23 protein-coding genes are annotated in these 25290 nt (G+C 66.3%); 15 read left to right on the top strand and 8 right to left on the bottom strand.

Features of this window, described 5'->3' with window-relative positions; translation table 11 throughout:
- Positions 1-3: 3 nt before the first annotated feature.
- Complete coding sequence (locus ACQR07_RS28910; protein WP_434905505.1) at positions 4-1137, bottom strand: helix-turn-helix domain-containing protein; 1134 nt, start codon at positions 1135-1137, stop codon at positions 4-6.
- A 189-nt stretch (positions 1138-1326) separates the two neighbouring features.
- Here ACQR07_RS28910 and ACQR07_RS28905 point away from each other — a divergent pair, with 189 nt between their 5' ends.
- Positions 1327-1953 (top strand): hypothetical protein, encoded by a 627-nt coding sequence (locus ACQR07_RS28905; protein ID WP_434905482.1) that lies wholly within the window; start codon positions 1327-1329, stop codon positions 1951-1953.
- A 57-nt stretch (positions 1954-2010) separates the two neighbouring features.
- Here the strand turns inward: ACQR07_RS28905 and ACQR07_RS28900 are convergent, their stop codons facing one another.
- Both ACQR07_RS28900 and ACQR07_RS28895 read right to left on the bottom strand, forming a co-directional pair.
- Positions 2011-3630: an ABC transporter substrate-binding protein gene (locus ACQR07_RS28900; protein ID WP_434905481.1), complete on the bottom strand. Its 1620-nt coding sequence runs from the start codon at positions 3628-3630 to the stop codon at positions 2011-2013.
- 381 nt (positions 3631-4011) lie between these two features.
- Complete coding sequence (locus ACQR07_RS28895) at positions 4012-4629, bottom strand: TetR/AcrR family transcriptional regulator (protein ID WP_434905480.1); 618 nt, start codon at positions 4627-4629, stop codon at positions 4012-4014.
- A 103-nt stretch (positions 4630-4732) separates the two neighbouring features.
- Here ACQR07_RS28895 and ACQR07_RS28890 point away from each other — a divergent pair, with 103 nt between their 5' ends.
- From ACQR07_RS28890 to ACQR07_RS28875, 4 genes are all read left to right on the top strand, one after another.
- Complete coding sequence (locus ACQR07_RS28890) at positions 4733-5431, top strand: PspA/IM30 family protein (protein WP_434905479.1); 699 nt, start codon at positions 4733-4735, stop codon at positions 5429-5431.
- Positions 5432-5483: 52 nt separating this feature from the next.
- Complete coding sequence (locus ACQR07_RS28885) at positions 5484-5759, top strand: YiaA/YiaB family inner membrane protein (RefSeq protein ID WP_434869297.1); 276 nt, start codon at positions 5484-5486, stop codon at positions 5757-5759.
- A gap of 457 nt (positions 5760-6216) precedes the next feature.
- Positions 6217-7221 carry a hypothetical protein gene (locus ACQR07_RS28880; RefSeq protein WP_434905478.1) on the top strand — a complete coding sequence of 335 codons (1005 nt, stop codon included), beginning with the start codon at positions 6217-6219 and terminating at the stop codon, positions 7219-7221.
- Positions 7218-8435, top strand: a complete 1218-nt coding sequence (locus ACQR07_RS28875) for a hypothetical protein (protein WP_434905477.1) — start codon at positions 7218-7220, stop codon at positions 8433-8435. The genes ACQR07_RS28880 and ACQR07_RS28875 overlap by 4 nt, the downstream gene beginning before the upstream one ends.
- Here the strand turns inward: ACQR07_RS28875 and ACQR07_RS28870 are convergent.
- Positions 8420-10000, bottom strand: a complete 1581-nt coding sequence (locus tag ACQR07_RS28870; RefSeq protein ID WP_434905476.1) for a hypothetical protein — start codon at positions 9998-10000, stop codon at positions 8420-8422. The genes ACQR07_RS28875 and ACQR07_RS28870 overlap by 16 nt on opposite strands.
- 397 nt (positions 10001-10397) lie before the next feature.
- A complete protein-coding gene (locus ACQR07_RS28865; RefSeq protein ID WP_434905475.1) occupies positions 10398-11249 on the bottom strand; it encodes an SDR family NAD(P)-dependent oxidoreductase in 852 nt (283 codons plus the stop codon).
- A 242-nt stretch (positions 11250-11491) separates the two neighbouring features.
- Here ACQR07_RS28865 and ACQR07_RS28860 point away from each other — a divergent pair, with 242 nt between their 5' ends.
- From ACQR07_RS28860 to ACQR07_RS28820, 9 genes are all read left to right on the top strand, one after another.
- Positions 11492-12613 (top strand): alkene reductase, encoded by a 1122-nt coding sequence (locus ACQR07_RS28860; protein WP_434905474.1) that lies wholly within the window; start codon positions 11492-11494, stop codon positions 12611-12613.
- 212 nt (positions 12614-12825) lie between these two features.
- Complete coding sequence (locus tag ACQR07_RS28855) at positions 12826-14490, top strand: thiamine pyrophosphate-binding protein (protein ID WP_434905473.1); 1665 nt, start codon at positions 12826-12828, stop codon at positions 14488-14490.
- Positions 14491-15308: 818 nt separating this feature from the next.
- Positions 15309-16691 (top strand): M20 family metallopeptidase, encoded by a 1383-nt coding sequence (locus tag ACQR07_RS28850; RefSeq protein WP_434905472.1) that lies wholly within the window; start codon positions 15309-15311, stop codon positions 16689-16691.
- 576 nt (positions 16692-17267) lie between these two features.
- Entirely contained in the window at positions 17268-18182 is a 915-nt protein-coding gene (locus ACQR07_RS28845; RefSeq protein WP_434905471.1) for an amino acid ABC transporter substrate-binding protein, read from the top strand.
- 428 nt (positions 18183-18610) lie between these two features.
- Complete coding sequence (locus ACQR07_RS28840) at positions 18611-19342, top strand: amino acid ABC transporter permease (protein ID WP_434905470.1); 732 nt, start codon at positions 18611-18613, stop codon at positions 19340-19342.
- A gap of 1 nt (position 19343) precedes the next feature.
- Positions 19344-20036, top strand: a complete 693-nt coding sequence (locus ACQR07_RS28835; RefSeq protein ID WP_434869306.1) for an amino acid ABC transporter permease — start codon at positions 19344-19346, stop codon at positions 20034-20036.
- Positions 20037-20045: 9 nt separating this feature from the next.
- The gene (locus tag ACQR07_RS28830) at positions 20046-20777 is read left to right on the top strand and encodes an amino acid ABC transporter ATP-binding protein (RefSeq protein WP_434905469.1); all 732 of its coding nucleotides are present in this window, start codon (positions 20046-20048) and stop codon (positions 20775-20777) included.
- 245 nt (positions 20778-21022) lie between these two features.
- Complete coding sequence (locus ACQR07_RS28825; protein WP_434905468.1) at positions 21023-21883, top strand: D-amino-acid transaminase; 861 nt, start codon at positions 21023-21025, stop codon at positions 21881-21883.
- A 97-nt stretch (positions 21884-21980) separates the two neighbouring features.
- Positions 21981-22580 (top strand): 3-keto-disaccharide hydrolase, encoded by a 600-nt coding sequence (locus ACQR07_RS28820; protein WP_434905467.1) that lies wholly within the window; start codon positions 21981-21983, stop codon positions 22578-22580.
- Here ACQR07_RS28820 and ACQR07_RS28815 read toward each other — a convergent pair.
- From ACQR07_RS28815 to ACQR07_RS28805, 3 genes are all read right to left on the bottom strand, one after another.
- The gene (locus ACQR07_RS28815; protein WP_434905466.1) at positions 22567-22734 is read right to left on the bottom strand and encodes a hypothetical protein; all 168 of its coding nucleotides are present in this window, start codon (positions 22732-22734) and stop codon (positions 22567-22569) included. The genes ACQR07_RS28820 and ACQR07_RS28815 overlap by 14 nt on opposite strands.
- A 71-nt stretch (positions 22735-22805) precedes the next feature.
- On the bottom strand, positions 22806-23405 hold the full coding sequence (wrbA, locus tag ACQR07_RS28810; RefSeq protein ID WP_172113277.1) for an NAD(P)H:quinone oxidoreductase: 600 nt from the start codon (positions 23403-23405) through the stop codon (positions 22806-22808).
- 36 nt (positions 23406-23441) lie between these two features.
- The gene (locus tag ACQR07_RS28805) at positions 23442-24140 is read right to left on the bottom strand and encodes a pirin family protein (RefSeq protein ID WP_434869312.1); all 699 of its coding nucleotides are present in this window, start codon (positions 24138-24140) and stop codon (positions 23442-23444) included.
- 129 nt (positions 24141-24269) lie between these two features.
- On the opposite strand from ACQR07_RS28805, the gene ACQR07_RS28800 reads away from it, so the two are divergent.
- Positions 24270-25178: a LysR family transcriptional regulator gene (locus tag ACQR07_RS28800; protein ID WP_434905465.1), complete on the top strand. Its 909-nt coding sequence runs from the start codon at positions 24270-24272 to the stop codon at positions 25176-25178.
- The last annotated feature ends 112 nt before the right edge of the window (positions 25179-25290 follow it).

The raw sequence follows: 25290 nt of genomic DNA, 5'->3' as shown, positions 1-25290 counted from the left end.
TCTTCAGTCGGCTTGCCGAATTCTCAAATCGCCGGCGTCATCCGGCGATGACGACAGCGCCTGCCGGCGGAATTCGGTCGGTGTCATGCCGGTCGCCGCCTTGAAGGCCCGGTTGAACGGGCCGATCGACTGGAAGCCGGCGTCGATCGCGACCGTCAGCACCGGCACGTCGCGCTGGCTCGGGTCGGACAGCGCCGCCTTGGCGTCGTCGATCCGGTAGCGGTTGAGGAAGGCGTTGAAGTTGCGATGGCCGAGCCCCTCGTTGATCGCCTGCCGCAGCCGATACTCCGGCACGTTGAGCTGCGCCGCGAGCCCGCCGATCGACAGTCCTTCCTGCCGATAAATGCGCTCGACGGTCATGAGCTGATCGAGCCGGCGCAGCAGCAGCGGCGCGATCGCGGGGCGCGCGTCGCCTTCGGCCCTCTTCGTCTCGGTGGCACCGGCCGCAAGCACCGCCGGTGTCGGCAGCGCCGCAATCGTGTTGGCCCCGAACAGATTCCAGCTCGCCAGCACCGCCAGCACGCAGAGCGTGAATGCGCTGATGAAGCTGCCCAGGCCGCCGAGATTGGCCTTCACTCCGAGCGGCGCGGTCGGCAGCGGCAACAAGGCCGGTCCCGCGACCAGGGCGATGAAGCCGAGATTCAAGATCACGACGGCCATGCGCAGCAGCCGGCGTCGCGCGACGAGATCGTCGCGCCAGGTCGTCACCGTCTGCACGATCGCGAGCAGCGCGAAGCCGAGCGCGAGCACCGACAGGGTCTTGGCGCAGGCTTTGGTGACATCAGGCAACATCGGCCAGCTCAGCGACGCCGTGAAGCCGACGATGACGACAGCCAGCCACACCAGGCCGTGCCAGCGCCTGAGCGCGAAATCGTCGTCGAAGGCGGCGCGGGCCCACAGCCAGAACACGACCGGCTGTGCCGACAGGATCGGCAGCGTCCACCAGAACGTGGTCGTTGGAATGAACGGCGCGGTGGCAATCGCAAACCCCGCGCCGCCGGCCGACATTGCCAGGCCGAGAAGGGCCTGGCAATTGGTCAGGCGCGCGCGCAGCAACACGAGCACCATCATCACGAACAGGCCGCTCGCCGCGCCGCGCAGCCCGAGATCCAGCGCCGTGAGACCGATGTCCTGCACCCGTACCAAGCCCCGTCCTTGTACAGCGTCGGATATTGCATCCTGAGCGTGTCGAGGACAATGGCCGCAGCTGAGGAAAGGCGAGATCGAAACGGTGGAGCGACCTTCACTATGCTAGAACAGGGACCGATCGATCCCATTGGCGCTGACGCGTCGGGCAACGGTCGACAACTCCGGGAGACACCGATCATGAGGCGAAAAGCCGCGATTGCTCTTGCCCTGACCGTGCTCTTCCCATCAATCGGGCCGGCCGTCGCTGGGTTGGGCGAGGTCAAGGTCGTGATGATCGAAGTCGTCGACGACTATGACCAGGCCGATGTCAGTCCAATGGGTCATCAGCCACGGCCGATGATCAAGGTGACACTGTCCTCGGACGAAGATCTTCGGGACTATACCCGTCGAGGCTTTCATGTCGGCGTGAACGTCGGTGTCTGTCTCGAGGGGAGCTTCACCGTCGATGAGACCAAGAACCTGTCAGGGGTGTATGTGTACGACGCATCCGGCAACATCAACGACCATCGGGAGCTATTGCCGTCGGGTGCGTCTGAATACATCTACCACTTCTACTTCAACGTTGCCTTCAAGAAGCTCTTTGAACCCGCACCGGGGCAGCTTCCGTCGTTTTCTTGGGATATGCGCACGCAGCCCGAAGACGTCTGCTTCAAGATCAGGGGCGGCACCATGCTCGGAACGGGTTTCGCGAAAGACCCGGTGGTGATCCCGGCAACTGAGATAACCGACGCCATCGCGCGCGGTGAGCGCTCGAAGAGGGGCGTGAGCGCCAAGAAGAAGAGCGCCGTTCGGGACCGGCGCTGACCACCGCTAGCTTTCGCGTCGCTGCCATACCGCTCGACGGACGTCGGACCGGACCCGCTATTCCAGATCAATCGCGTGATACTGGCCGGTCTTGTCGAGCTGCGTGCCCCAGACCTTGTGCAGCGCCTGGTGGTCGGACGGGCTGAAACGCACCTTCGATCCGACGCCGAGCTCGTAGTCCTGCATCGCCTCGAGATTGCTGACCAGCGATTCGGTGTCGAGCGCGGGACCGGTGCGTTTCAATCCTTCGATCAGGACATTGGCCGTGAGATAGGCCTCGAGTGAAGTGTAGTCCGCAGGCTCGCCCGGGAAATACTTCGCGAGCGCCTTCTTGTAGTTCAGCGTGACGGACGCGTAGCCGTCGACGGCCGGCGTGACCTGGGTGCAGATGACGCCGTCGGCATAGCGCGGGCCGAGCACCATCAGCTCGCTGGCAAGCCCGGTGCTGCCGACGCCGGAGATCGTCGCGTAGATCATGTCCGGGTGGAGGTCGCGCGTCTTCTCGATGAACTTCGCCGCAGCGCGGAAGGTGGCCACCAGCACGACCGCCTTGATCGCCGGGCGTTGCCGCTTCAATTGCGCGATGGCGTCGTCGACATTCACCGTGTTGCGGTTGTAGGTCATGCGGAAGACGTCGCCATTGCCGCCGCGCAGCGCGCGCATCGCCTTGACGACGCCCTCCCATCCGGCATCGCCGTAGGCGTCCTGCTGGGTGAGCACGCCGATGTCCTGCGGACGCAGCCGGCGGTTCTTGACGAGATAGCGCACCAGCGCGTCGGCCTCCTCGGCATAGCCCGCCCGGTAGTTGAACACGTAGCGGTCGGGCGGATCGCGCCGCAGCGAGGGCGCGCCGGTGAAGGCTCCGAAGTACAGCGCGTGGCGCTCGAGCGCGTAGGGCACCGAGACCAGGGCGGTCGGACTGCCGTAGTTCTCGACGAAGCCGAACACCTTGTGCTGCTCGTAGAGCTCCTTCATCGCGTTCAGCGTCCGCGTCGGCTCATAGGCATCGTCGGCTGTGGTGAGCTTGAGCTGGCGGCCATGCACGCCGCCGTCCTCATTGGCCTGCGCAAAGGCGAGCTCGATACCGAGCTTGAGCTGATGACCCATCTCCCTGGCCGGCCCCGAGAACGGAGCCGCCATGCCGAAGCGAATCTCGGTGTCCGTCACCCCCTGGACCGCGGGCTGAGCGCTGGCCTGCGGAACTGCGGCCGCGGCGACCATCCGCGTGTCGAATGCCGGGAGGCGATCCTCATCCCTCAAGCGCATGCTCTGCTCGGGCATGGCGGCAGTGGTGCCCGCAATCGTTCCCGTTGGGAGCGTGTCCGCCACGGCCTGCGGGACTCGCGCAGCCGACGCGGGCGGCGTCGAGGCCGCTGCGACGTCGGCGCTGCTGCCAGCGGACAGTGCCGCAGCCCAGCGGGTCGGCAGATTGCTGAATGCGAGGGCTGCCATGGCCGCCGCCACAGCGACGAGGCCGAGCGTGCTCGGCACGCCGCGAAATCGCCGCTCGCGCGGCGGCGGGAGCACATCCTGGATGCCGAAACGTGACGCAAATTCGGCCGGCGTGGGCCGGTCGTGCTCGTCGCGCCAGGCCTGCTCGTAGGGCGGACGCCGGCCTTCGTCGTAGGCCGGCTTGGATGGCGGATCCCTGTCGTTGGGCGCACGCAAATGTCTCACGACTTCCCCCTTGCCACGCACGCTCCGGTCATCATTGGAGTTGTTGTCTCGGATCGCGCGGCGGCCCTACGATGCTGCCGGCCAGATGAGCGTGACCATGCGCCATGTGCGCCAGATCCCACCGAACTAACACTCCCCGTCGAGTGTTCGTTGATCGGCCGTTCCCGACATGTTGTCTGGAACGCGTCCGAACCTCGGCATGATACTGCGAACCAATGCGGCGGTAGTTTGTTCGCTCGGTCGAACGTGACCGAACTCTGATCAGGCGTCCACTGTTGTGAGACGTCGATCAGCAGAGATGCAGACGCGGGGGTATTTGCAGCGCGCGGCAGCAATGTCCTACTTTGTAGGATGGTGTGGCCTGCCAGGGTTCCATTCGTCTCAACTGTTCGTCTTCTCCTCCACGACCAGCCCGGTCACCATCGCCTTCACCATCGTCGCGATCTGCTGCCGCAAGGCGGCGAGCGGCACGGCGATCAGCTTCTGCTCCAGGCCGAGTGCGACCATGCCGTGGACCGCCGAGAACAGGCTGCGCGCGGTGACGCTGATGTCGTCGAAGGTGCGGTTCGGAAAAAGCGCCGCCAGGGGCTGATGAATGTGGCGGAACAAATGCATCTGGTCGGCAACCGCCCAATCGGGCAGCGGCTTCTCGGCCGGCATGCGGTGTTCGAACAGCGCGCGCCACAGTTCGAGATTGTGAGCGGCGAAGTCGCAATAGGCGATCGCGATGCGCACCAGGGCGGCCTCCGGTCCCGGCGGACCCGCGCTTTCAGCCGCCGACAGATCGGCGTCGAGCCGCGCCAAGGTGCGCGATCCGACCATCAGCACCAGGTCGTCGACGTCGGCGACGAGGTTGTAGACCGCGCCATTCGCGACGCCGATCTCCTGGGCGAGATCGCGCGTCTTCAGGCCGGCGAGACCACGGGTCTTGATCATCCGCTCGGCCGCCTCGATCAGGGCCTCGCGCTGTTTTGCCCGCCGTTCCAATGTTTTAGACATCGTTAACCATCCCGATGAGCAGCGCTCAACATTTCTCTTGAGCGACGCTCAAGATCGCGCCAGAAGAATGTTCATGAGCGATGCTCATAGCAGGGAGTTCACAATGTTCAAGACCGTTCTGACGCTGTTTCGAGGTACCGTGGCAGTCGCGGAGGAGGAGCTGCAGGATCGGACCGCGCTGGTGATCCTGGATCAGCAGCTGCGTGACGCGGCTGCGGCCGTCGAGCGCAGCAAGCGCGCGCTGGCGCTGGCCATTGCACAGGATCAGCAGGAGGGCCGGCGGCTCGAGGCGACGCTGGGACGCATCACCGACCTCGAAGTGCGGGCCACGGCCGCGCTCGACGGCGGCCGCGAGGATCTGGCGCGCGAGGCCGCGCAGGCGATCGCCGGCCTGGAGGCCGAACGCGATGCGGCCAAGACGGCCCGGGCGCTGTTCGCCACCGAGATCAACCGGCTGAAGAAGCACGTGACCAGCGCGGAAGCGCGCATCGCCGAGCTCGACCGTGGCCGCCGCATCGCTCGCGCCTCGGAAGCCGTGCGCAATCTGCGCCGCGGCGGCATCGAGGCGGCGCGCCCCTACGAATGCACGCTGCCCGACGCCGAGGCGACGTTGAAGCGGCTGCGCGAGCGGCAGATCGAGGCGCAGGCCGCCGACGAAGCGCTGATGGAGCTCGACGCCGCCACCGGCCCGATCACCACCGCCGAGAAGCTCGCCGAGCAGGGCTTTGGTCCGCGCATCAAGACCACCGCCGACGACGTGCTGGCCCGGCTGAAGGCCGGCCGCGCCACTGCGGCGAACTGACATCCATCCTCACCACCAACACTCAACTCAACCGACACCATAGGAGCCGACCATGAACCAGAACGTCCAGCCGCACTCCGGTGCCTTCATCACTTTCTCCTACGCCTCGTTTGGCGCATCCGCCTTCCTCGTCGCGCTCGGCGTGTTCTTCATGCCGATCGATCTCTGGATGAAGGGCTATCTGACGATGGGCATCGTCATGCTAGTGCAGACCTGCGTCACCCTGACCAAGACGCTGCGCGACCGCCACGAGAGCAGCAAGCTCGTCAACCGCATCGAAGACGCCCGCGCCGAGCGCCTGCTGATGGAGGTGTCGAAGGCGGCGTGAGGCGGAGCGCCGGCAAGCTCGCCTGCTCCCATAAGCCCGGCTGCCCTCCCTCTCCCCGTTCTTCACGGGGAGAGGGTCGGGGTGAGGGGCAGCCACACGGGCAGACTTAGCTATGAGCACCATTGCCACGGGGCTTTGAATGCAAGTGTACAATGCTCTTAAGTTCACCACGGAGCTGACACCGCCCGCCCGGCTGCCCCTCACCCCACCCTCTCCCCGTGAAGAACGGGGAGAGGGAGCAGACCGTTGTCGCGGCGGGTGAGGTTCTGAATCAATACGGTCACGCAAGCGGTGGCTGCAAATGCAGCCGCCGTTTGCCGTTATTCAAGCTGCGTTTACCGTGACTGCGTCTCCGCCTTTCGTCGTGGTGCGCGCATTAACGTCGGCGGAGCATATGTCGTGAACGGCAGGGCAGGGCCGCCGCGAGCCGTTTCCGATGCGCCGAGTGGATAAGGGCATGAACATCGTCGCAGCGTTGAGCCGCATCAGACGCAACGCCAGCTTCTGGCTGATAGCGCTGGGGCAGGAGGCGATGGACCTGTCGCTGCGCACCCATGCGGATCTGCGCACGCGCATCGTCGAAAGCCCGGGCCGCACGCTGGATGATGCGGCGCTGGCTGCGCTCGTGGCCGATCTCCGCTCCATTGCGGCCAAGACGCTGCCGGCGGGCGATCTCACCTACGGCATCTTTTCCGGACGGCGCGAGGCGCTCGCCCGCGCCATCATCACGCTCGTCTCCGACGCGGCGACCGGCAGGCCGATCGCCTTCAATGCGCTGGCGGTGATGCAGGTCGCGCGCGACGGCGAGACGCAGGAGGTGGTCCATCTCGGTCTGGTGATGGTCGATCCGGAGGCGCGCGGCAAGGGTCTGTCCGGCGTGCTCTACGGCCTGACCACGCTGCTTCTGTTCATCCGTGACGGCCTGCGACCGAAGTGGATCTCCAACGTCACGCAGGTGCCGGCGGTCGCCGGCATGGTGTGCGAGACCTTCTCCGACGTGTATCCGTCGCCGCAGCCGGAGGCGCGGCAGAGCTTTGCGCATCTGGAGCTCGCCCGCGGCATCATGCGCGCGCATCGCTCGGTGTTCGGGGTCGGCGAGGACGCGGGCTTCGACGAACGGCGCTTCGTCATCACCAATGCCTATACCGGCGGCTCCGATGCGCTGAAGAAGACCTATGACGACGCGCCCAAGCATCGCGACGAGGTCTATAACGGCTTCTGCGCCCGGGAGCTGGACTACGTCAGGGGCGACGACCTGCTGCAGCTCGGGCGCATCGATCTCGCCGCCGCGCGCCGCTACCTGACGCGTGAGATTCCATCCGGCTCGCTGCCGGCGCTGCTGGCCACCTCGGCGGTGCTGGCGCTGCAGCGCATGGTGCTGCCGCTGCTGCATTGGCTCGACGACACCAGGGCCTTCGGCACCTTGCGGCCGCATCTGCCGACCGGCGAGACCCCGCCATGACGCCTGGCGTTATCGCGGATTCCGTCGTCAACCTGTGCGGCGCGATCGGCCTCGCGGTCGCCGCCGCGATGCTTCATCGCCGCGATCCCAGGGGACCGCTGACGACGCGGCTGGTTGCGCTGCTGGCGGTCGTCGCCGCCCTGTTCCTGCTGCGCGGCGTTGCCTGGTGGACCGACAGCACGACGCTGGACCGCATCTCGCTGATCCCGGCGGCATTGATCCCGCTCGGCGCCGTGGTCGTGACCGAGGGTCTGCTGCGCCGGCATGTTCATCGTTGGCTGAAGCTAGCGGCGCTGATTGGCGGCGCCGTGCTCGCGCTGGCTGGCGCGCTTGGCCCGGTCGAGCTCGAAAATCTCCACACGATGGTGTTGTCGGCCTTTCAGCTCGCAGGCTTTGCCGTCTGCGCTCTCGTGCTGCTTCGCCGCGATCGCAAGAGCCTGCTGGCCTGGGAGAACCGCGCCATCGATCGCGTGGCCTTCGGCGCGCTCGTCGTCATTCCTTTCATCATCACCGATTTTCGCGTGCTCGCGCCCGACATGCCGGTGCGGCTCGGCGCGCTCGGCGCGCTGCTCGCGGTGACCGCGATCCTGATCGCCGGCGCCAGCGCCGAGGCGCAGCGCCAGGGCGTGTGGCTGACATTGCTTCGCGTCACCGGCGCGGCCGTGCTCGGTGCGGCCGCAGCAGCGCTGTTGCCCGACGCCGATGCGGCGCAGCTGACGCGCCTTTGCGCGGTGGCCATCGCGGGCGTCCTCACCATCGGCCTGATGGGTGATGCGTTGCGCGCGGTGCTGGAAGCCCGGCAGCCCGGCGTGCTCGATTCGATCAGCGTCTCGACCGGGGCCACGCGCGACGAACTGATCGCGGAGCTGACGCGACAGCCGATCTTCGAGAGCGCGCGGCGCTGTCGCACGGCGGAGCTTGCAAATTACGATCCGCCGCTGCTGCGCGACTTTCTCGCACCCCGCCGCGTGCTGCGCCGGGCCGATGCGCCGTGGGGCCTCGCGCCGACCGATCCTGCGGTCGAGCGCATGACGGCGCTGATGGCGGCGCGCCACGCCACGCATGTGATCGTGCTGTCGCACGATCCGGTCGACATCATCGCGCTCGCGGTCTCCGTGATCGCGGCCGATCCGGCCACCGAAACGGCACTCGCGCTGGTCCGGCGCCTGCTGGTGCAGGCGCCCGACGTGCCGTCGGATCACGCCCACATGTGATGGTGCGCGTGCTGATGATGCTGTGACATGTCGATGTGCGGCACGTCGACCTGCGGCGGCTCGATTGCCGGCGCCGCGCCGGCGTGCGCGGCCGCTGCGACGTGGGGCAGCATGATCACGTTCGCCGCCGGGGCGGCCATGATGGCTGCCAGCAGCGCCGCGGAGTCGGCACTGCCGCCGCCGGTGGTTGCCAGCACCTGGGCGGCCGTGGTGCCGTCGACATTGTAGGCGCCGCCGTTGATGGGGATGTTGTTGCCGCCGACGTCGGCCGCGTTCTGATGCATCTGGTCGGCGGCGGCTGCCACCAGCGCCTTGTTGCCGGTCTGGAAGCCTTCGAGGATCTTGGCGATCTCGGCGCCGAGCGTGCTCTGGTCGCCGAGCAACTCGTTGTCGAAGCGCGCCTGGAAGATGCCGCCCTGCGCCGCGTCGAAATCGGTGACGTCCTTCTTGAACGTCATCAGGTCGGCGGTGATCTTCGCCATCGCCGCCGCATCGCCGGCATTGACCGCCGCGATCGCGGCCTTGCCGAGCGCGTTCGACTGCGCGATGAACATGGCCCAGAAATCGGTCTGTGCCTGGTTGTCCTGATAGGCCGGCGTCGGGTTGAGGAAGTCGCCGAAGCCGGTCCAGCCCTTGAGGCCGTTCTGCTGTGCCATGTTGGCGAGGTTGGTGTCGCCGGCGACGATGTCGATGATGTCGAGGAAGTCATCGTTCAGCGCGCGGCCGATGTCGACATTCCCGGCCGCGCCGTTGATGTGGGTGTTGATGAGCGCGAGCTGATCGATGATGGCGAGCGCGTGCACGCCGGTCAGGCCGCCGAACTGCAAGGGATTGGCCGCGACCAGCGCGTTCAGGCCGGCGATCAGCGCGTCGACGTCGTTCTGGATGACGTCGACATTGCTGTCGTTGACGCCGCCGAGCAGGCGGTTGGTGGCGTCGTTGAAGATCAGGCCGAGCTCGGCCAGCGTGCCCTTGGCGGCGGTTGCGGCGGTCACGCCGTCCGGCAGCAGCGCTGGTGCTTGCATAAAGCCGGTGACGCCGTCGGCAGTGGTGGCCCTGCCGACGAGAACAGGGTCGTTGTTGACGACGTGGAGAATGTCGAGATGCGCGTTGCGCAGCGCCGTCTCTGCCGCGGCGATGCTGCCGAACGCGCCGCCGCCGGTCACCGAGGCCATCGCGGCATCCTGCGCGACGGTGATGTCGCAGAGGATCCTGTTGACGTGGGCGAGCGCCTGGCCGGTGAACTGGCCGGCCGCGACCATCGCCTTCAGGCCGTCCTGAATCACGGTGAGGTCGCCGGTGTAGTTGAAGACGCTGCCGAGGCCCTGGCCACCTTCGTCGACCACGTTGCGCCACAGCCCGCCTTCGAGAAAGCGCGTGGCGTCGTTGAACACGACGCCGAGATCGGCAAAGCCGAGTGCGGGCGGCGTGGGTGTGGGCGGCGTCGGGGTGGGCGCCGGCTGGCAATGATGGTTGTGATGATGATTGGCGTGATGATGATGGTGATCGTTATGATGATGATGGTGGTGGTGGCTGTCGTGATGGTGACGGTGATGGCGCGTCATGTCCGACGTACTCCCCAATGCTGCGCACGCCTGCAGATCGGCCGACGCTATCAAGGTCCGCTGATCGGGTGCGGTGATCGGGCCATCTGGGGCCTGCTTCGTGGCCGCTTCGCGCAAGGTTTGTGGAATGTGTCTGCGTCAGATTGTCGTGCGGCACGTGAGCCGCGTAGCAATGGAACTGCGACACCGCGGCGCTTGACGTCGGGCGGATCGCCGGCCCGCCGTGGCCGAGTGCGAAGCAACGCCGCTCAACTACCTGACACGTCGCAAAGGGTTCCCGCGCGACGCCTCCTTCAGCCGCCTCCGCCGGCGACGCGCGCGCGGCCCGGCTGCGACGATCCGACACGCCGGCAGTGCAGCAGATCCTGTGAGGGGCTGCGATCCGGGCGTGGCGGGATCATGGCAATTTCTTCACGAACTCCGCGAACGCATCGGCGTAGTCGGCGTGCCAGCGCGACAGCGGCGGCCGGTTCTCGACGATATCGGAGGCCGCCCACAGGATGCGCCGCTCGTCGAGGGCGCGCGGCACGTCGTTGTCGGGACACAGCACGTAGAAGTCGCCGGCCGCGACGCGCTCCAGCATGAAGTCGACGGTCTGCTCCGGCGTCCACGCGGCGGCCGGTTTCTCGACGCGGCCATTGGCCGTGAGCGGCGTGAACACGAAGCCGGGGATGAACAGATGCGCCGTGACCCGGCAACCGGGCGTGTTGCGCAGCTCGTGCTGCAGCGCCTCGGTGAACGCCTTCACGCCGGCCTTGGAGACGTTGTAGGCGGGATCGCCGGGCGGCGTGGTGATGCCCTGCTTGGAGCCGGTGTTGATGATCAGCGCCGGCTTGCCTTGCGCGATCATGTTGGCTGCAAACACCTGCGAGCCGTGGATGATGCCCCACAGATTGACGCCGAGGATGCGCTGCCAGTTGGTCTCGGCGAGCATCCTGCTGCCGGGCTGGATGCCGGCATTGTTCATCAGCACGTCGATGGCGCCGAAGCGCTGCCGTGCAGCCTGCTCCAGGGCGGCGACGCTGTCACGGCTGCTGACGTCGACCGTGGCGGTCATGACCGCCGCCTCGCCGCGCCTGGCCTCGGCGGCCACCTGCGCAGCGGCCGACCGCAGACGCGCCTCGTCGACATCGGCGATGCAGACATTCATGCCGAGCGCGGCGAAGCGCCTGGCGGCGGCAAGGCCGATGCCGGAGGCACCTCCGGTGACGACGGCGGTGTGGTCGGGCGACAGGGCAGGGTGGGACACGGGCGGCTTCTCCGGCAGGATGATGATGACGTTGGTGCATGACGACTGAGGGCGGCGGCAAGATCATACATCTCGGCGCATGACAGGTCGTCATCGCTGCAACGCCAAGCGCGGGGCCCGGTTGCAGTTTTTCGGCATGGAGGGTCTGCTCGCCGACGGGAGCAGCGGACATTGCCAGCCTCATGTTTTGCGAACAAGATGACATCAATCCACATGCCATGAGATGGAAAATCGGGGGAGAAATGCCGGCACTGTTTTCACCGCTCACGATCGGTCCCTATCACCTGAAGCATCGCGTCGTGATGGCGCCGTTGACCCGCATGCGCGCCGACCCGGCGACGCTCGCGCCGCGCCAGCTCAACGCCGACTATTATGCGCAGCGCGCGACGCCGGGCGGGCTGATCATCGCCGAGGCCTCGCCGGTACACCGGACCGGCGCAGGCAACCCGAACGTGCCGGGCGTCTATAGCGAGGCGCAGGTCGCCGGCTGGACGCGGGTCGTCGACGCCGTCCATGCCAAGGGCGGCTTGATCTTCCTGCAGCTCTGGCACGTCGGCCGCGTGTCGCATTCCTCATTCCAGCCCGGCGGCGCGCTGCCGGTGGCACCGTCGGCGATCGCGATCGGCGACGATCTCAAGGCGATGACGGCGGACGGCAAGGGGGCGGCCTACGAGACGCCGCGCGCGCTCGAGACCGACGAGATCCCCGGTCTCGTCGCCGCCTATGGCCAGGCCGCGCGCAACGCGATGGCCGCCGGCTTCGATGGCGTCGAGGTGCATGGCGCGAACGGCTATCTGATCGAGCAGTTCCTGCAGACCCGCAGCAACCAGCGCACCGACCGCTATGGCGGCTCCATCGAAAACCGCTGCCGCTTCCTGCTCGAGGTGACGCAGGCGGTGATCGATGCCTGCGGCGCCGGCAAGGTCGGCGTGCGGCTGTCGCCTTACGGCATCGCCAACGGCTCCGGCGAGGCCGACCCGATGCCGCTGTACACCTACGCGATCGAGGCGCTCAACCGGCTCGGCATCGCCTATCTGCACGTGATCGAGCCGCGCTCCTCCGGCGCCGGGCGTGCCGACGTCAACTGGCAGAACGTGCCGTCGGCGCTTCAGCTGTTCCGGCCGGTCTGGAAGGGCGTGCTGATCGGCGCCGGCGGCTTCACCGGCGAGCCGGCGGAGGCGGCGATCGCGAGCGGCCAGGCCGACGCCATCGCCTTCGGCCGCTACTTCATCTCCAACCCGGACCTGCCGGCGCGCCTGCAGCACGGCTGGCCGCTGACGCCCTACAACCGCCCGACCTTCTACGGCGGCGAGGAGAAGGGCTACACGGACTATCCGGCGTATGACGCGACGGTGGACGCGTAGCCCGCGCGCGCTCCGCCGTCATTGCGAGCAGCGCATAGAAAGATGCGAGCTTTTCGCTCGACTGCCTCAACGTCGTCATGCCCGGGCTCGTCCCGGGCATCCACGTCCTTCCGAGAATGCCGACCGACGTGGATGGCCGGGACAAGCCCGGCCATGACACGGCGAGATAGCGCAATTACAAACAACACCGCAGTGCCGGAGGAATCGCCGCCATGAAAAACCGCACCACCGGACGCTCGGCCTTTCTCGCGCTGCTCAAGGATGAGGGTATCACGCATCTGTTCGGCAATCCCGGCACCACAGAGCTGCCGGTCATGCATGCGCTGAAGGACCATCCTGATCTCACCTACGTGATGGCGATGCAGGAGAGCCTGGTGGTGGCGATCGCCGACGGCTTCAGCCGCGCGTCGGGACGTCTCGTCGCCTGCAACGTCCATGTCGCGCCCGGCCTCGGCAATGCGATGGGCTCGCTCTACAATGCGCAGTTCACGGGCACGCCGATGATCCTGACCGCCGGCCAGCAGGAGCAGGGCCACGGGCTGATGGAGCCGCTGCTCTACGGCCCGCTGGTGCGCATGGCCGAGCCGCTGGTGAAATGGGCGGTGGAGGTGACGCGGCTGGAGGACCTGCCGCGCATCGTCCGGCGCGCCGCCAAGGTCGCGACCACGCCGCCGACCGGCCCGGTCTTCATCTCGCTGCCCGGCGACATCCTCAACGCCGAGGCCGGCATCGAGCTCGGCCGCGCGACGCGGGTCGATGCGCGCGTGCGGCCGTCGGCGGAGGCGCTTCAGGCGCTGGCGCAGCGCATTCTCAAGGCGCAGCGGCCGGTGATCATCACCGGCGACGAGATCGTCAAGAGCGACGCACTGCAGGCCGCCGCTGAATTTGCGTCGGCGATCGGCGCGCCGGTGCATCAGCAGTCCGCGCCCTACGGCGCGCATTTCCTCTCCGAGCATCCCTGCTACATCGGCTCGCTGTCGCGCGCGCAGAAGCAGGTGCGCGATCTGCTGGCGCCGCATGATCTCCTGATCGTGCTCGGCGCCGATCCGCTGCGGATGTCCGTGCATAGCGAGATCGAGCCGCTGCCCGATGGCCTGCCCATCGTCCAGATCGGCCTCGTCGACTGGGAACTGGGCAAGAACTTCGGCGCCGAGATGGCGCTCAAGGCCGACGTCCGCGAGACCCTCGCACAGCTGACGCCGCTGCTGCGCGAGCTCGGCGGCGCGGCCCTGCAGGCGCGGGCGCAAGAGCGCATCGCGGAGTTGGCGCCGAAGAACTGGAGCGCGCGCCGCCGGACGCTCACTGCGCAGATCGAAACGTCGCGCGACAAGGCGCCAATCGATCCCGACTACCTGGCCCTGCAGGTCGCACAGGCCATGCCCGAGCATGGCATCCTGGTCGACGAGGGCCTGACCTCGGCGCGCTACATGACGGCGCTGTTTCCCTATCGCGACCGCTACAATTATCACGGCCTGGCCTCGGGCGGCATCGGCTGGGGCCTGCCGGCCTCGGTCGGCGTCAGCCTCGCCAATCCCGACCGTCCCGTGGTGTGCTACTCCGGCGACGGCAGCGCGATGTATTCGATCCAGGCGCTGTGGACCGCCGCCCATCACAAGCTGCCGCTGTCGGTCGTCATCGTCAACAATGGCGGCTACCGCATCATCAAGCAGCGGCTGCTGTCGTTCCATGGCGACGACAACTACATCGGCATGGATTTCGCCGACCCGCCGGTGGATTTCGCCGGCCTCGCCCGCTCGCTCGGCTGCGAAGCGCTGCGCGTCAGCGATCCAAGCGAGTTGAAGTCGGTGCTGTCGGAGGCCTTCCGGCGGCCGGGCACCAAGCTCATCGAGGTGATGGTGAGCAACGCGGTGAATTGACAGGCGAGTGGATTGAGGGGCGGCCCTGTCCCCACCCACCGCCGTCATTCCGGGGCACGCGGGTCCACGACCCGCGTGAGCCCGGAATCCATAGCCACAGGCGAACGTTGTGGCGCGAGTTCGTCACACAGCCGGCTGTGGTTATGGATTCCGGGCTCAGCCAAGCACAGGACGGCTCCGCCATCCTGTGCTTGGCTGCCCCGGAATGACGACCTCATGAGCAGCCTCTAAGAAAGCACTTTACGAATATCCGAATCTATGCTTTATTCCCGAAATCCCGCCTCGACACGGAGGGGCGTTGCGCGCGATCGTCACGACACGCGGGGCGGGGAGCGATGGCTGCTGACAGGCCGCAGCGTGGGGAAGCCCGCGCCGACGAACGGCAGGTTGCAGACGCAAAGGCGTGTGGTCCTGGCGCCCCGATGCTGGCGCCAAGTCGACGGGTGATGATCCCGCTGACGACGGTGGCTATCGAGCCGGACACCGGGGAGAGCGCGCTATAAGCGTAAATCCGTCGCGCGGGGAATGCCGGATGTCCGGCTGAACCTGTGGTGACTGCCGCCTGCTTTTCTTTCTGCAGGCGGGCCATGGGTGAGGCCCTCACCCGGCATTCCCCGCGCCCTTCGTCTTGCGAGGGCGTTCAATGGTCATAGCTCGGGTGCCGATTGCACCGCGAGAACGAAAGCGCATATTTGCGAGCCGGACTGGTTCCGAATTCCGAGACCGCAATCGCGTGCCCCATTGAATTCAAACCAGCCCCTTCCGCTGGCCGCCCGATCCCGATATGACGCCGCCTTCGTTGTGACTGGAAAAGCGCCATGACCAGGATTGATGCAATCGCCCGTGCCCGCCAGAGCCTGACCGGTGGTGACTTCCTGGCAGAGCTTGGCCGCAGGGTCGCCTATCGCACCGAGAGCCTCAATCCCGAGCGCAAGGACGTGCTCGCGTCCTATCTCACCGACGAGCTGACGCCATCCTTTGCCGCGCTCGGCTTCTCGTCCGAGCTCGTGGCCTCGCCGAGCGGCAAATCGCCATTCCTGATCGCGACCTATCACGAGAGCGACGACGCTCCGACCGTGCTGAGCTATGGCCATGGCGACACGGTCGACGGCATGGCCGGCGAGTGGCGCGACGGGCGCGACCCCTGGGCGGTGACGCCGGCGGGCAACCGCGTCTATGGCCGCGGCACCGCCGACAACAAGGGCCAGCACAGCATCAATCTGGCGGCGCTGCGCGCCGTGCGCGAGGCCCGCGGCGGCAAGCTCGGATTCAACGCGAAGTTCATCATCGAGATGGGCGAAGAGATCGGCTCGCCGGATCTTGCCAAGGTGGCCGATCTGCATCGCGAGGCGCTGAAGGCCGACGTCTTCATCGGCTCGGACGGCCCGCGGCTGTCGACCGCCCGCCCCACCATCTTTCTCGGCTGCCGCGGCGGCATCCGGCTGCATCTCGACGTCGCCTTGCGCGAGGGCGGCAACCATTCCGGCAATTGGGGCGGCGTGCTGGCCAACCCCGCGACCATCCTCGCCAATGCCATCGCCACGTTGGTCGACGGCCAGGGCCGCATCAAGCTGGACTCGCTGAAGCCGCCACGCCTCACCAACGCGATTCGCTCCATCCTGGCCGACGTGAAGGTCGAGCCGACCGCCGACGAGCCGGCGCTGTCGGACAATTGGGGCGAGGACGGCCTGACGCCGGCGGAGCGGCTCTACGCCTGGAACACGCTCGAAGTGCTGGCGATCTCCTCCGGCAATATCGACAAGCCGGCGAACGCGATTCCCGGCAGCGCCCGCGCCGTGCTGCAGCTGCGCTTCGTGGTCGGCACCAAGGTCGACAGCATCGTGGAGGACGTGAAGAGCCACCTCGTCGCGCACGGCTTCCCGATGATCGAGGTCAGCATGACGCAAGGCTTCGCGGCTTCGCGCGCCGACATCGACAGCCCCTGGATCAAATGGGCCGCGGAGTCGATCAAGATGAGCACCGGCAAGGCGCCCGCCGTGCTGCCGAACTTCGGCGGCTCGCTGCCGAACGACGTGTTTGCCGACGTGCTGAAGATGCCGACGATGTGGGTTCCGCACTCCTATCCCGGCTGCTCGCAGCACGCGCCGGACGAGCACATTCTGCTGGACGTCACGGAGGAGGCGCTGGGATTGATGGCGGGGCTGTTCTGGGATCTGGGTGAGTTGCGGAAGCCGTTGTGAGTGAGGTTTCGTTGCGATGCGCACAACTCGTGCGGCGCGCTGGGTGTACCTCGCCCCGCCAGGGCGAAGCGAAGCTTCGCTAAGGCGGGGAGAGGTCGGATCGCATCGCCAGATGCGATCCGGGTGAGGGGGTACAGGTCTCTCCACGGACACCACTCGCGCGTTTGCCCCTCACCCCGACCCTCTCCCCGTGAAGAACGGGGAGAGGGAGCACACCCGCCGTTCGGGGGACGGGGTCGGCTAACAGGAAAAGGTGCGCTCGCGAGCCATGGAACTTGATTTGCAAGCTGATCAGCAAACGCGGTGCCCCCCTGCAACTTTCGTCGGGTCGCCCGACCGCTGCGGGCCTCGTAGTTTACCATCAGGATGGTTGCCGCGGCGGCCGTCGCGCGAATGCCTTGTCGAACGGGACGCCGGGCAGGCAATTTGTCGCAAGCGTCCGAGAACTTCCCGCCGCGGGGCGGTCTATGGTGCCCGCGCTCTCCCGGTCGGGAAGATTCCCCGGCCGGGAGCCATTTTGACTTTGCTCTGGTTCGTGCAAGCATCCGGCAATCTGTCGGATCGAGGAGATCAGTTATGAAGCAGCTTCGCCTATTCGGTCTTGCCGTCGCCGCCGCGCTTTGCGCCGGTCAGGTGCAGGCCGAGGACCTGACGGGGACCTTGAAGAACATCAAGGAGACCGGTGCCATCACGCTCGGCGTCCGCGATTCCTCGATTCCGTTCTCCTATCTCGACGACAACCAGAAGCCGATCGGGTTTGCGATCGACATCTGCATGGGCATCGTCGATGCCGTGAAGAAGGAGCTGAAGCTCGACAAGCTCGAGGTCAAGCTCAACCCGGTGACGTCGTCGACCCGCATCCCGCTGCTCGCCAATGGCACCATCGATCTCGAATGCGGCTCGACCACCAACAATGCCGAGCGCCAGAAGCAGATCTCCTTCACCAACACCCACTTCCTGACGGCAAGCCGCTACGTCTCGAAGAAGGCGAGCAACATCACCAAGATCGATGATCTGAAGGGCAAGACCGTGGTGTCGACCGCCGGCACCACCAACATCAAGCAGCTCACCGAAGCCAATGCCGCGCGCAGCCTCGGCATCAACATTCTCCCGGCCAAGGATCACGCCGAGGCCTTCCTGATGGTCGAGACCGACCGTGCGGTGGCGTTCGTGATGGACGACATCCTGCTGTCGAGCCTCGTCGCCGGCTCGAAGGATCCGGCCGCCTACGTCATCTCCAGCGACGCGTTCTCCAAGCCCGAGCCCTACGGCATCATGCTGCGCAAGGACGATCCGCAGTTCAAGAAGGTCGTCGATGCCGCGACCGCCAAGATCTACACCAGCGGCGAGGGCGCCAAGCTGTACGACAAATGGTTCATGCAGAAGGTCCCGCCGAAGGGCCTGAACCTGAACACTCCGATGTCGGCCGAGCTGAAGGCCGAGTTCGCCAAGCCGTCGGACTCGCCGGACCCGGAATCCTACAAGCCGTAAGCTGCTTCCTCGCTCCATCTGCAGCTGCCGCATGATGCCGCTCGCAAAACTTGGAGCCGAGCCGTCGCAGCGACGACGGTCTACTCCCTCTCCCCGTTCTTACGGGGAGAGGGTCGGGGTGAGGGGCAGCCACACGGGCGGTGCGCGTGGTGTGACCGTCCGGATTTACACGCGATGCGATCCTGAAGATGGGAATCGCTCCATGCACGGTGACTTCCCGTGTGGCTGCCCCTCACCCCAGCCCTCTCCCCGTGAAGAACGGGGAGAGGGGGCGCACTGCCGGTGCCGCGGCAGTCGAGCTATGAAGTGATTGCGGCAACACTGGCCCGTTGATTGCATTCGCTGGACGGAATGAGCTTGATTGACTGCGCCCGATCCTATCAGCTGATCGCAATGGCTCACCGAGCGAACCCTCTCAGGACACCCCCGTGAACTACACCTGGAACTGGCACATCTTCCTGGAGCCCAACCCGACCGGGGCCGGCACCTATCTCGACATGCTGCTGGCGGGACTGAAGGTCACCATCGTGACCTCGCTGCTGGCCTGGGTGATTGCGCTGATGTTCGGCACCATCGTCGGCATCCTGCGCACCCTGCCGTCGAAGCTCGCGACCTGGATCGGCTTTCTCTACGTCGAATTCTTCCGCAACATGCCGCTGCTGGTGCAGCTGTTCCTGTGGTTCTTCGTGCTGCCGGAGCTGCTGCCGCGCGCCGCCGGGCTGTGGCTGAAGCAGCTGCCCAATGCGCCGTTCTATACGGCGGCGGTCGGCGTCGGGCTGTTCATGTCGGCGCGCGTTGCCGTGCAGCTGGGCGCCGGCATCGGCTCGCTGCCGCGCGGCCAGAAGATGGCGGCCACCGCGCTCGGCCTGACCACGTTGCAGGTCTACCGCTACGTGCTGCTGCCGATGGCCTTCCGCATCATCCTGCCGCCGTTGACCTCCGAGTTTCTCAATACGGTCAAGAACAGCGCCGTCGCGATCACCATCGGCCTGATCGAGCTGACCGGCGCCGCGCGCGCCATGCAGGAGTTCTCGTTCCAGGTGTTCGAGGCGTTCAGCGCCGCGACCCTGATGTATCTCGTCATCAACATCATCGTCGTGATCGGCATGCGGCTCCTGGAGCGCGCGGTGGCGATCCCTGGCTACATCACGGGCAAATGAGATGCTGGCCAATTTCGATTTCGACGTCATCCGCCGCTCGCTGAGCTATCTGTTCATCGACGGCATGACCTTCACGCTGACCTTGACGGCGCTGTCGGCGACCGGCGGCCTCGTCTTCGGTACGCTGATCGCGCTGATGCGTCTCTCCGGCTATCGCGTGATGGGCTGGATCGCCGGGCTCTATGTCGACTTCATGCGCTCGCTGCCGCTGGTGCTGGTGATCTTCTGGTTCTACTTCCTGGTCCCCTATATCGGGCAGTGGATCACCGGTTCTTCCAGGCCGATCAAGGTCGGCGCCTTCGCATCGTCGCTGATCACCTTCATCATGTTCGAGGCGGCGTATTTCTCCGAGATCATGCGCGCCGGCATCCAGTCGATCTCGCGCGGCCAGCCCGCCGCGGCCTCTGCACTCGGCCTGACCTATGCGCAGACCATGCGCTACGTCGTGCTGCCGCAGGCGTTCCGCAACATGCTGCCGGTGCTGCTGACCCAGACCATCGTGCTGTTCCAGGACACCTCGCTGGTCTACGTGCTGTCGATCCCGGACTTTCTCGGCGCGGCCTCGAAGGTTGCGCAGCGCGACGGCCGCCTGGTCGAGATGTACCTGTTCGCGGCCGTGATCTACTTCTCCGTTTCCAGCATCGCGTCCTACGGCGTCCGCCGTCTGCAGTCGCGCATCGCCATCATCAGGTAATCGGCTCCCATGATCGAAATCAGCCACGTCAACAAATGGTACAGCCCGGCCTTCCAGGTGCTGAAGGACTGCACCACCTCCGTCGCCAAGGGCGAGGTCGTGGTGGTCTGCGGGCCCTCCGGCTCGGGCAAGTCGACCCTGATCAAATGCGTCAATGCGCTGGAGCCGTTCCAGGACGGCGCGATCACCATCGACGGCCTCAAGGTCAATGATCCCAAGACCAATCTGCCGAAGCTGCGCTCGCGCGTCGGCATGGTGTTCCAGCACTTCGAGCTGTTTCCGCACCTGAAGATCATCGACAATCTCTGCCTCGCCCAGCAGAAGGTGCTGGGACGCGGGCAGGAGGAAGCGACCGCAAAAGGCATGAAGCTGCTGGACCGCGTCGGCCTCAAGGAGCAGGCGCAGAAATTCCCGGCGCAGCTCTCCGGTGGCCAGCAGCAGCGCGTCGCCATCGCGCGCGCGCTGGCGATGGATCCGATCGCGATGCTGTTCGACGAGCCGACCTCGGCGCTCGACCCGGAGATGATCAGCGAGGTGCTCGACGTCATGGTCGATCTCGCCCGCGAGGGCATGACCATGATGGTCGTCACCCACGAAATGGGCTTCGCCAAGAAGGTCGCCCACCGCGTCATCTTCATGGATCGCGGCGAGATCGTCGAGGACGCCAAGAAGGAGGATTTCTTCGGCCAGCCCCGCAGCGAGCGCGCGCAGCAGTTCCTGTCGAAGATTTTGTCGCACTGACGTTCGGAGTTGCGTGCGAATTTCATCGCAGACGGCAGTCTGCTCCCTCTCCCCGTTCTTCACGGGGAGAGGGTCGGGGTGAGGGGCCGCCGCACGGGAAGCGTCCGCGGCGAAACCTGTACCCCCTCACCCGGATCGCATCTTGCGATACGATCCGACCTCTCCCCGCAAGCGCGGAGAGGTGAAGAGAAAGCGGTGCGCGGGGCAAGATCGTCGCGCGCTGAGAGTTGAGAGGAGATACCGCCTTGGACCCGATCGCTTACGTCAACGGCGCCTTCGTGCCGCTCTCCGAGGCCAAGGTCTCGGTGCTCGATCGCGGCTTCCTGTTCGCCGACGGCATCTATGAGGTCGCCGCGGTGCTCGACGGCAAGCTGATCGACAGCGCCTCGCACCTCGCCCGCCTGGAGCGCTCGGTCGGCGAGATCGGCCTCGCATTGCCCGAGAGCGTCGCTCGCATCGAGGAGCTGCAGAAGGAGCTGGTCGCGCGCAACCAGCTCGACCAGGGCATGGTCTATCTGCAGGTCACCCGCGGCGCCGACAAGAGCCGCGACTTCCCGTTTCCGAAGGGCGACGTCAAGCCGACGCTGGTGATGTTCGTCACCGCGAAGAACATCGTCGATGCGCCCGCGGCGAAGACCGGCATCGGCGTCATCACCGTGCCCGACATCCGCTGGGCGCGGCGCGACATCAAGAGCGTGGCGCTGCTGGCGCAGGTCCTCGCCAAGCAGGCGGCGGCCGCCGCCGGCGCCGGCGAGGCCTGGATGGTCGAGGAGGGCCACGTCACCGAGGGCGGCTCGTCCTCCGCCTTCATTCTCACGCAGGACGACGTCATCGTGACACGGCCGAACTCCAACGCCATCCTGCCGGGCTGCACCCGCAAGGCGGTGGTGAAGCTCGCCGAGGAGCGCCAGCTCAAGGTCGAGGAGCGGCTGTTCACGGTCGACGAGGCGCTGGCGGCGAAGGAGGCCTTCATCACCAGCGCGAGCTCGTTCGTGCAACCGGTGGTCACGATCGACGGCAGGCCCGTCGGCGGCGGCAAGCCGGGGCCGGTGGCGGCGCGGCTGCGCGAGATCTATGTCGAATTTGCGCGGGCGACGGCGGTGTAGTTCAACGACAGAGCAGGTGCAGCATCGAAACTCGTTTGCATTATCCGGCGCTTTGCTATCGTGGCGGAGCAACAGAAAATCGCAGGGAGGAGTTTCGATGCGTTATCGCTGGGGTGTGCTCGCGGCCGGATTGGTGATGACGGGCGCGGCGTTGAATGGGATCGGGGCGGCGTCGGCCGATGACGGCTGGGTGACCCTGGTCGACGGCGGCAAGAAGGTCGAGTTCACCGAGGTCGGCAAGGCCAATTGGGAGGCCAAGGACGGCTCGCTGATGGCCGACAAGCTCGACGGCAAGGACCCGTCCTATCTGGTCACCAAGACCAGCTACAAGGATTTCCAGATCAAGGCCGAGTTCTGGGTCGACGACGCCGCCAACAGCGGCATCTTCATCCGCTGCGACCAGTCGGAGAAAATCGACGCTGCGATCTGCTACGAGGTCAACATCTTCGACAAGCGGCCCGACCCGAAATACGGAACCGGCGCGATCGTCGACGTGGCGAAGGTCGAGCCGATGCCGAAGGCCGGCGGCAAATGGAATACCTACGAGATCACCGCCAAGGGCACGCGGCTGACCGTGATCCTCAACGGCGAGAAGACCGCCGATGTCGACGACAGCAAGCACGCGGCGGGGCCGATCGCCCTGCAATACGGCTCTGGGGTCGTGAAGTTCAAGAAGGTGCAGATCAAGCCGCTGTAGTCGCTTTGGCCGCTGTCGCGGCCGTGCATTCCGGGCAGCGGCGCTGGCCGCGGCTCGCACGATAGAGGCTCTTGCAGTACCAGTGGCGCGCCATCATCTGCAGAGGATGGCGGGCCAGCCGGGCCAGCGTCACCAGTTCGAGCATGGCGGGCATTGCGGACTCCTTTACATTCTTCCAACGAGATGGGGCGGCACTTCCGAGACAGGAGTGCCGCCCCAGTCGCATCAGCCATGCAGCTTCTTTGCGGTCTCGGCGATCGCGCGGCCCTGATAGCGCGCCCCCGCCAGCTCGTTTTCGCTCGGTTGGCGGCTGCCGTCGCCGCCGGTGATGGTGGTCGCGCCGTAGGGCGAGCCGCCGGTGACCTCGTCGAGCTTCATCTGGCCGGCGAAGCCGTAATTGAGGCCGACGATGGTCATGCCGAAATGCAGCAGGTTGGTGATGATCGAAAACAGCGTGACTTCCTGGCCGCCATGCTGGGTCGCGGTCGAGGTGAAAGCGCCGCCGACCTTGCCGTTCAGCGCGCCCTTGGCCCAGAGCCCGCCGGCCTGGTCGAGGAAGTTGGCCATCTGCGAGGCCATGCGGCCGAAGCGGGTGCCGGTGCCGACGATGATCGCGTCATAGTCCGCGAGCTCCTCGATCTTGGCGATCGGCGCGGCCTGGTCGAGCTTGTAGTACGATGCCTTGGCGACGTCGGCGGGCACCAGCTCCGGCACGCGCTTGATGTCGACGGTGGCGCCGGCCTCGCGGGCGCCTTCGGCCACCGCATTGGCCATCGCTTCGATGTGGCCGTAGGCCGAGTAGTAGAGGACGAGAACCTTGGTCATGGCAGTCTCCGTGGGGATGAAGATGAGCAGAAGCGGTTAAGCAGCGTCGACCAGCACCAGCTCGGAATCTTCGAGCGCGGTGATCTTGAGCGTCGCCTCGTCGCGGATGGCAGCGCCGTCACGGGCGTTCACACGGACGCCGTTGACTTCGACGCTGCCGGCGGCGGGCACGAGATAGATGTGGCGGGCCTTGTCGGCCGCGTACTCGGCGGTCTCGCCGGCCTTCAGCGTGGTACCGAGCACGCGCGCCTTGGCCCGGATCGGCAGCGCGTCGGTGTCATCAGCAAAGCCGCTGGCCAGCGTCACGAGCTTGCCGGAGCGATCCGATTTCGGGAATGGCTTGGCGCCCCAGGTTGGCTGGCCGCCGTCGGTGGTCGGCTCGATCCAGATCTGGAAGATCCGCGTCGTGGTCGGCTCGAGATTGTACTCGGAGTGGCGGATGCCGCTGCCGGCGCTCATCACCTGGACGTCGCCGGCCTCGGTGCGGCCCTTGTTGCCGAGGCTGTCCTGATGGCTGATCGCGCCTTCGCGGACATAGGTGATGATCTCCATGTTCTGGTGCGGGTGCGGCGGGAAGCCGGTGTTCGGCGCGATCTCGTCGTCGTTCCAGACGCGCAGGGCGCCGTGGCCCATGTTCCTGGGGTCGTAATAGCTCGCGAACGAGAAATGGTGCTTGGCCTTGAGCCAGCCGTGGTCGGCGCCGCCCAGCGCCGCAAAGGGCTTCAGTTCGATCATGGGTCTGCTCCTGATGCTGCAACGGTCGGCTGGAGCCGCCGTGCGGTTGGGCATTGGAATAAGGGAGCGGCTGGAGTATAGAAATAGAAACTATTGAAACCTATTGTTTCCAAAATCGAGATTGAGCCGATGGTGCGACTTCCGGATTTCGAGGCGATGGCGATCTTCGCCAAGGTCGTCGAGCTGCGCTCGTTCGCCGGCGCAGCCCAGGAGCTGAGCCTCTCCAAGGCCTCCGTCTCCAAGGCCGTCAGCCGGCTGGAGGAGCGCCTGGGCACGCGGCTGTTCAACCGCACCTCGCGTCGCCTGGCGCTGACCGACGCCGGCCAGCGCCTCTCCGAGCGCGCCGCCCAGCTGCTCGCCGATGGCGAGGCCGCGGAGACCGAGGCGCTGGCGCAGTCGCTGACGCCGCGCGGCCTGGTGCGCTTCGCGGTGCCGATGACCTTCGGCGTCAAGAAGATCGCGCCGCTGCTGCCGGCGTTCCTGGAGCAGTATCCGGAGGTCTCGATCGACCTGCACATGAGCGACGCCACCGTCGACCTGATCGGCGAGGGCTTTGATCTCGCGCTGCGGATCGCGCGGCTGCCGGATTCGTCGCTGGTGGCGCGCCGGCTCTGCGCGATGCCGCGCTACACGGTGGCGGCGCCGTCTTATCTGAAGCGCTACGGGCGACCGACACATCCGATGCATCTCGCCGAGCACAAATGCTTCGGCTACGCCTATCTCTCCACCGCCGGCGTCTGGCACTACACCAATGCGGCCGGCGAGCAGGCGAGCGTACGTCCCGCGGGACAGCTGCGCGTCAACAATGGCGAGGCGCTGTTGCCGGCGGTGCTCGCAGGCCTGGGGATCGCCGACCTGCCGGATTTCATCGTCGCCGATGCGATTGCCTCGGGTGACGTCGAGGTGGTGCTGAAGGGCTGGAGCCAGCAGGAAGGCGCGATGCATCTGGTAATGCCACCCGGCGGCCCGCGTCCCGCGCGCGTCGAGGTGCTCTCGGAGTTTCTGGTGAAGGAGCTCGCGAAGGGAAAGAAGCGGTGATTGCGCCGAATGCTTTCGATGCAGTGCAATTGAGGGCGAAGCACGCGCGATGAAATGTTGCTTTGCCAGCGTGCCGCGGTTCGCGCTAGGCTCCTCTCACAAGAAGACCTAT

The sequence above is a fragment of the Bradyrhizobium sp. HKCCYLS20291 genome (assembly GCF_051167715.1).
In the GTDB taxonomy this organism is placed as follows: domain Bacteria; phylum Pseudomonadota; class Alphaproteobacteria; order Rhizobiales; family Xanthobacteraceae; genus Bradyrhizobium.
Note: the sequence above shows the minus strand (reverse complement) of the source record. Positions and strands in the feature narration are given on the sequence as shown.

Coding starts and splice junctions, on each gene's coding strand:
- ACQR07_RS28845 (WP_434905471.1), top strand. CDS start 17,268: ATGAAGCAGCTTCGCCTATTCGGTCTTGCCGTCGCCGCCGCGCTTTGC.
- ACQR07_RS28890 (WP_434905479.1), top strand. CDS start 4,733: ATGTTCAAGACCGTTCTGACGCTGTTTCGAGGTACCGTGGCAGTCGCG.
- ACQR07_RS28885 (WP_434869297.1), top strand. CDS start 5,484: ATGAACCAGAACGTCCAGCCGCACTCCGGTGCCTTCATCACTTTCTCC.
- ACQR07_RS28875 (WP_434905477.1), top strand. CDS start 7,218: ATGACGCCTGGCGTTATCGCGGATTCCGTCGTCAACCTGTGCGGCGCG.
- ACQR07_RS28905 (WP_434905482.1), top strand. CDS start 1,327: ATGAGGCGAAAAGCCGCGATTGCTCTTGCCCTGACCGTGCTCTTCCCA.
- ACQR07_RS28855 (WP_434905473.1), top strand. CDS start 12,826: ATGAAAAACCGCACCACCGGACGCTCGGCCTTTCTCGCGCTGCTCAAG.
- wrbA (WP_172113277.1), bottom strand. CDS start 23,405: ATGACCAAGGTTCTCGTCCTCTACTACTCGGCCTACGGCCACATCGAA.
- ACQR07_RS28800 (WP_434905465.1), top strand. CDS start 24,270: ATGGTGCGACTTCCGGATTTCGAGGCGATGGCGATCTTCGCCAAGGTC.
- ACQR07_RS28860 (WP_434905474.1), top strand. CDS start 11,492: ATGCCGGCACTGTTTTCACCGCTCACGATCGGTCCCTATCACCTGAAG.
- ACQR07_RS28815 (WP_434905466.1), bottom strand. CDS start 22,734: ATGCCCGCCATGCTCGAACTGGTGACGCTGGCCCGGCTGGCCCGCCAT.
- ACQR07_RS28870 (WP_434905476.1), bottom strand. CDS start 10,000: ATGACGCGCCATCACCGTCACCATCACGACAGCCACCACCACCATCAT.
- ACQR07_RS28850 (WP_434905472.1), top strand. CDS start 15,309: ATGACCAGGATTGATGCAATCGCCCGTGCCCGCCAGAGCCTGACCGGT.
- ACQR07_RS28895 (WP_434905480.1), bottom strand. CDS start 4,629: ATGTCTAAAACATTGGAACGGCGGGCAAAACAGCGCGAGGCCCTGATC.
- ACQR07_RS28835 (WP_434869306.1), top strand. CDS start 19,344: ATGCTGGCCAATTTCGATTTCGACGTCATCCGCCGCTCGCTGAGCTAT.
- ACQR07_RS28805 (WP_434869312.1), bottom strand. CDS start 24,140: ATGATCGAACTGAAGCCCTTTGCGGCGCTGGGCGGCGCCGACCACGGC.
- ACQR07_RS28830 (WP_434905469.1), top strand. CDS start 20,046: ATGATCGAAATCAGCCACGTCAACAAATGGTACAGCCCGGCCTTCCAG.
- ACQR07_RS28820 (WP_434905467.1), top strand. CDS start 21,981: ATGCGTTATCGCTGGGGTGTGCTCGCGGCCGGATTGGTGATGACGGGC.
- ACQR07_RS28880 (WP_434905478.1), top strand. CDS start 6,217: ATGAACATCGTCGCAGCGTTGAGCCGCATCAGACGCAACGCCAGCTTC.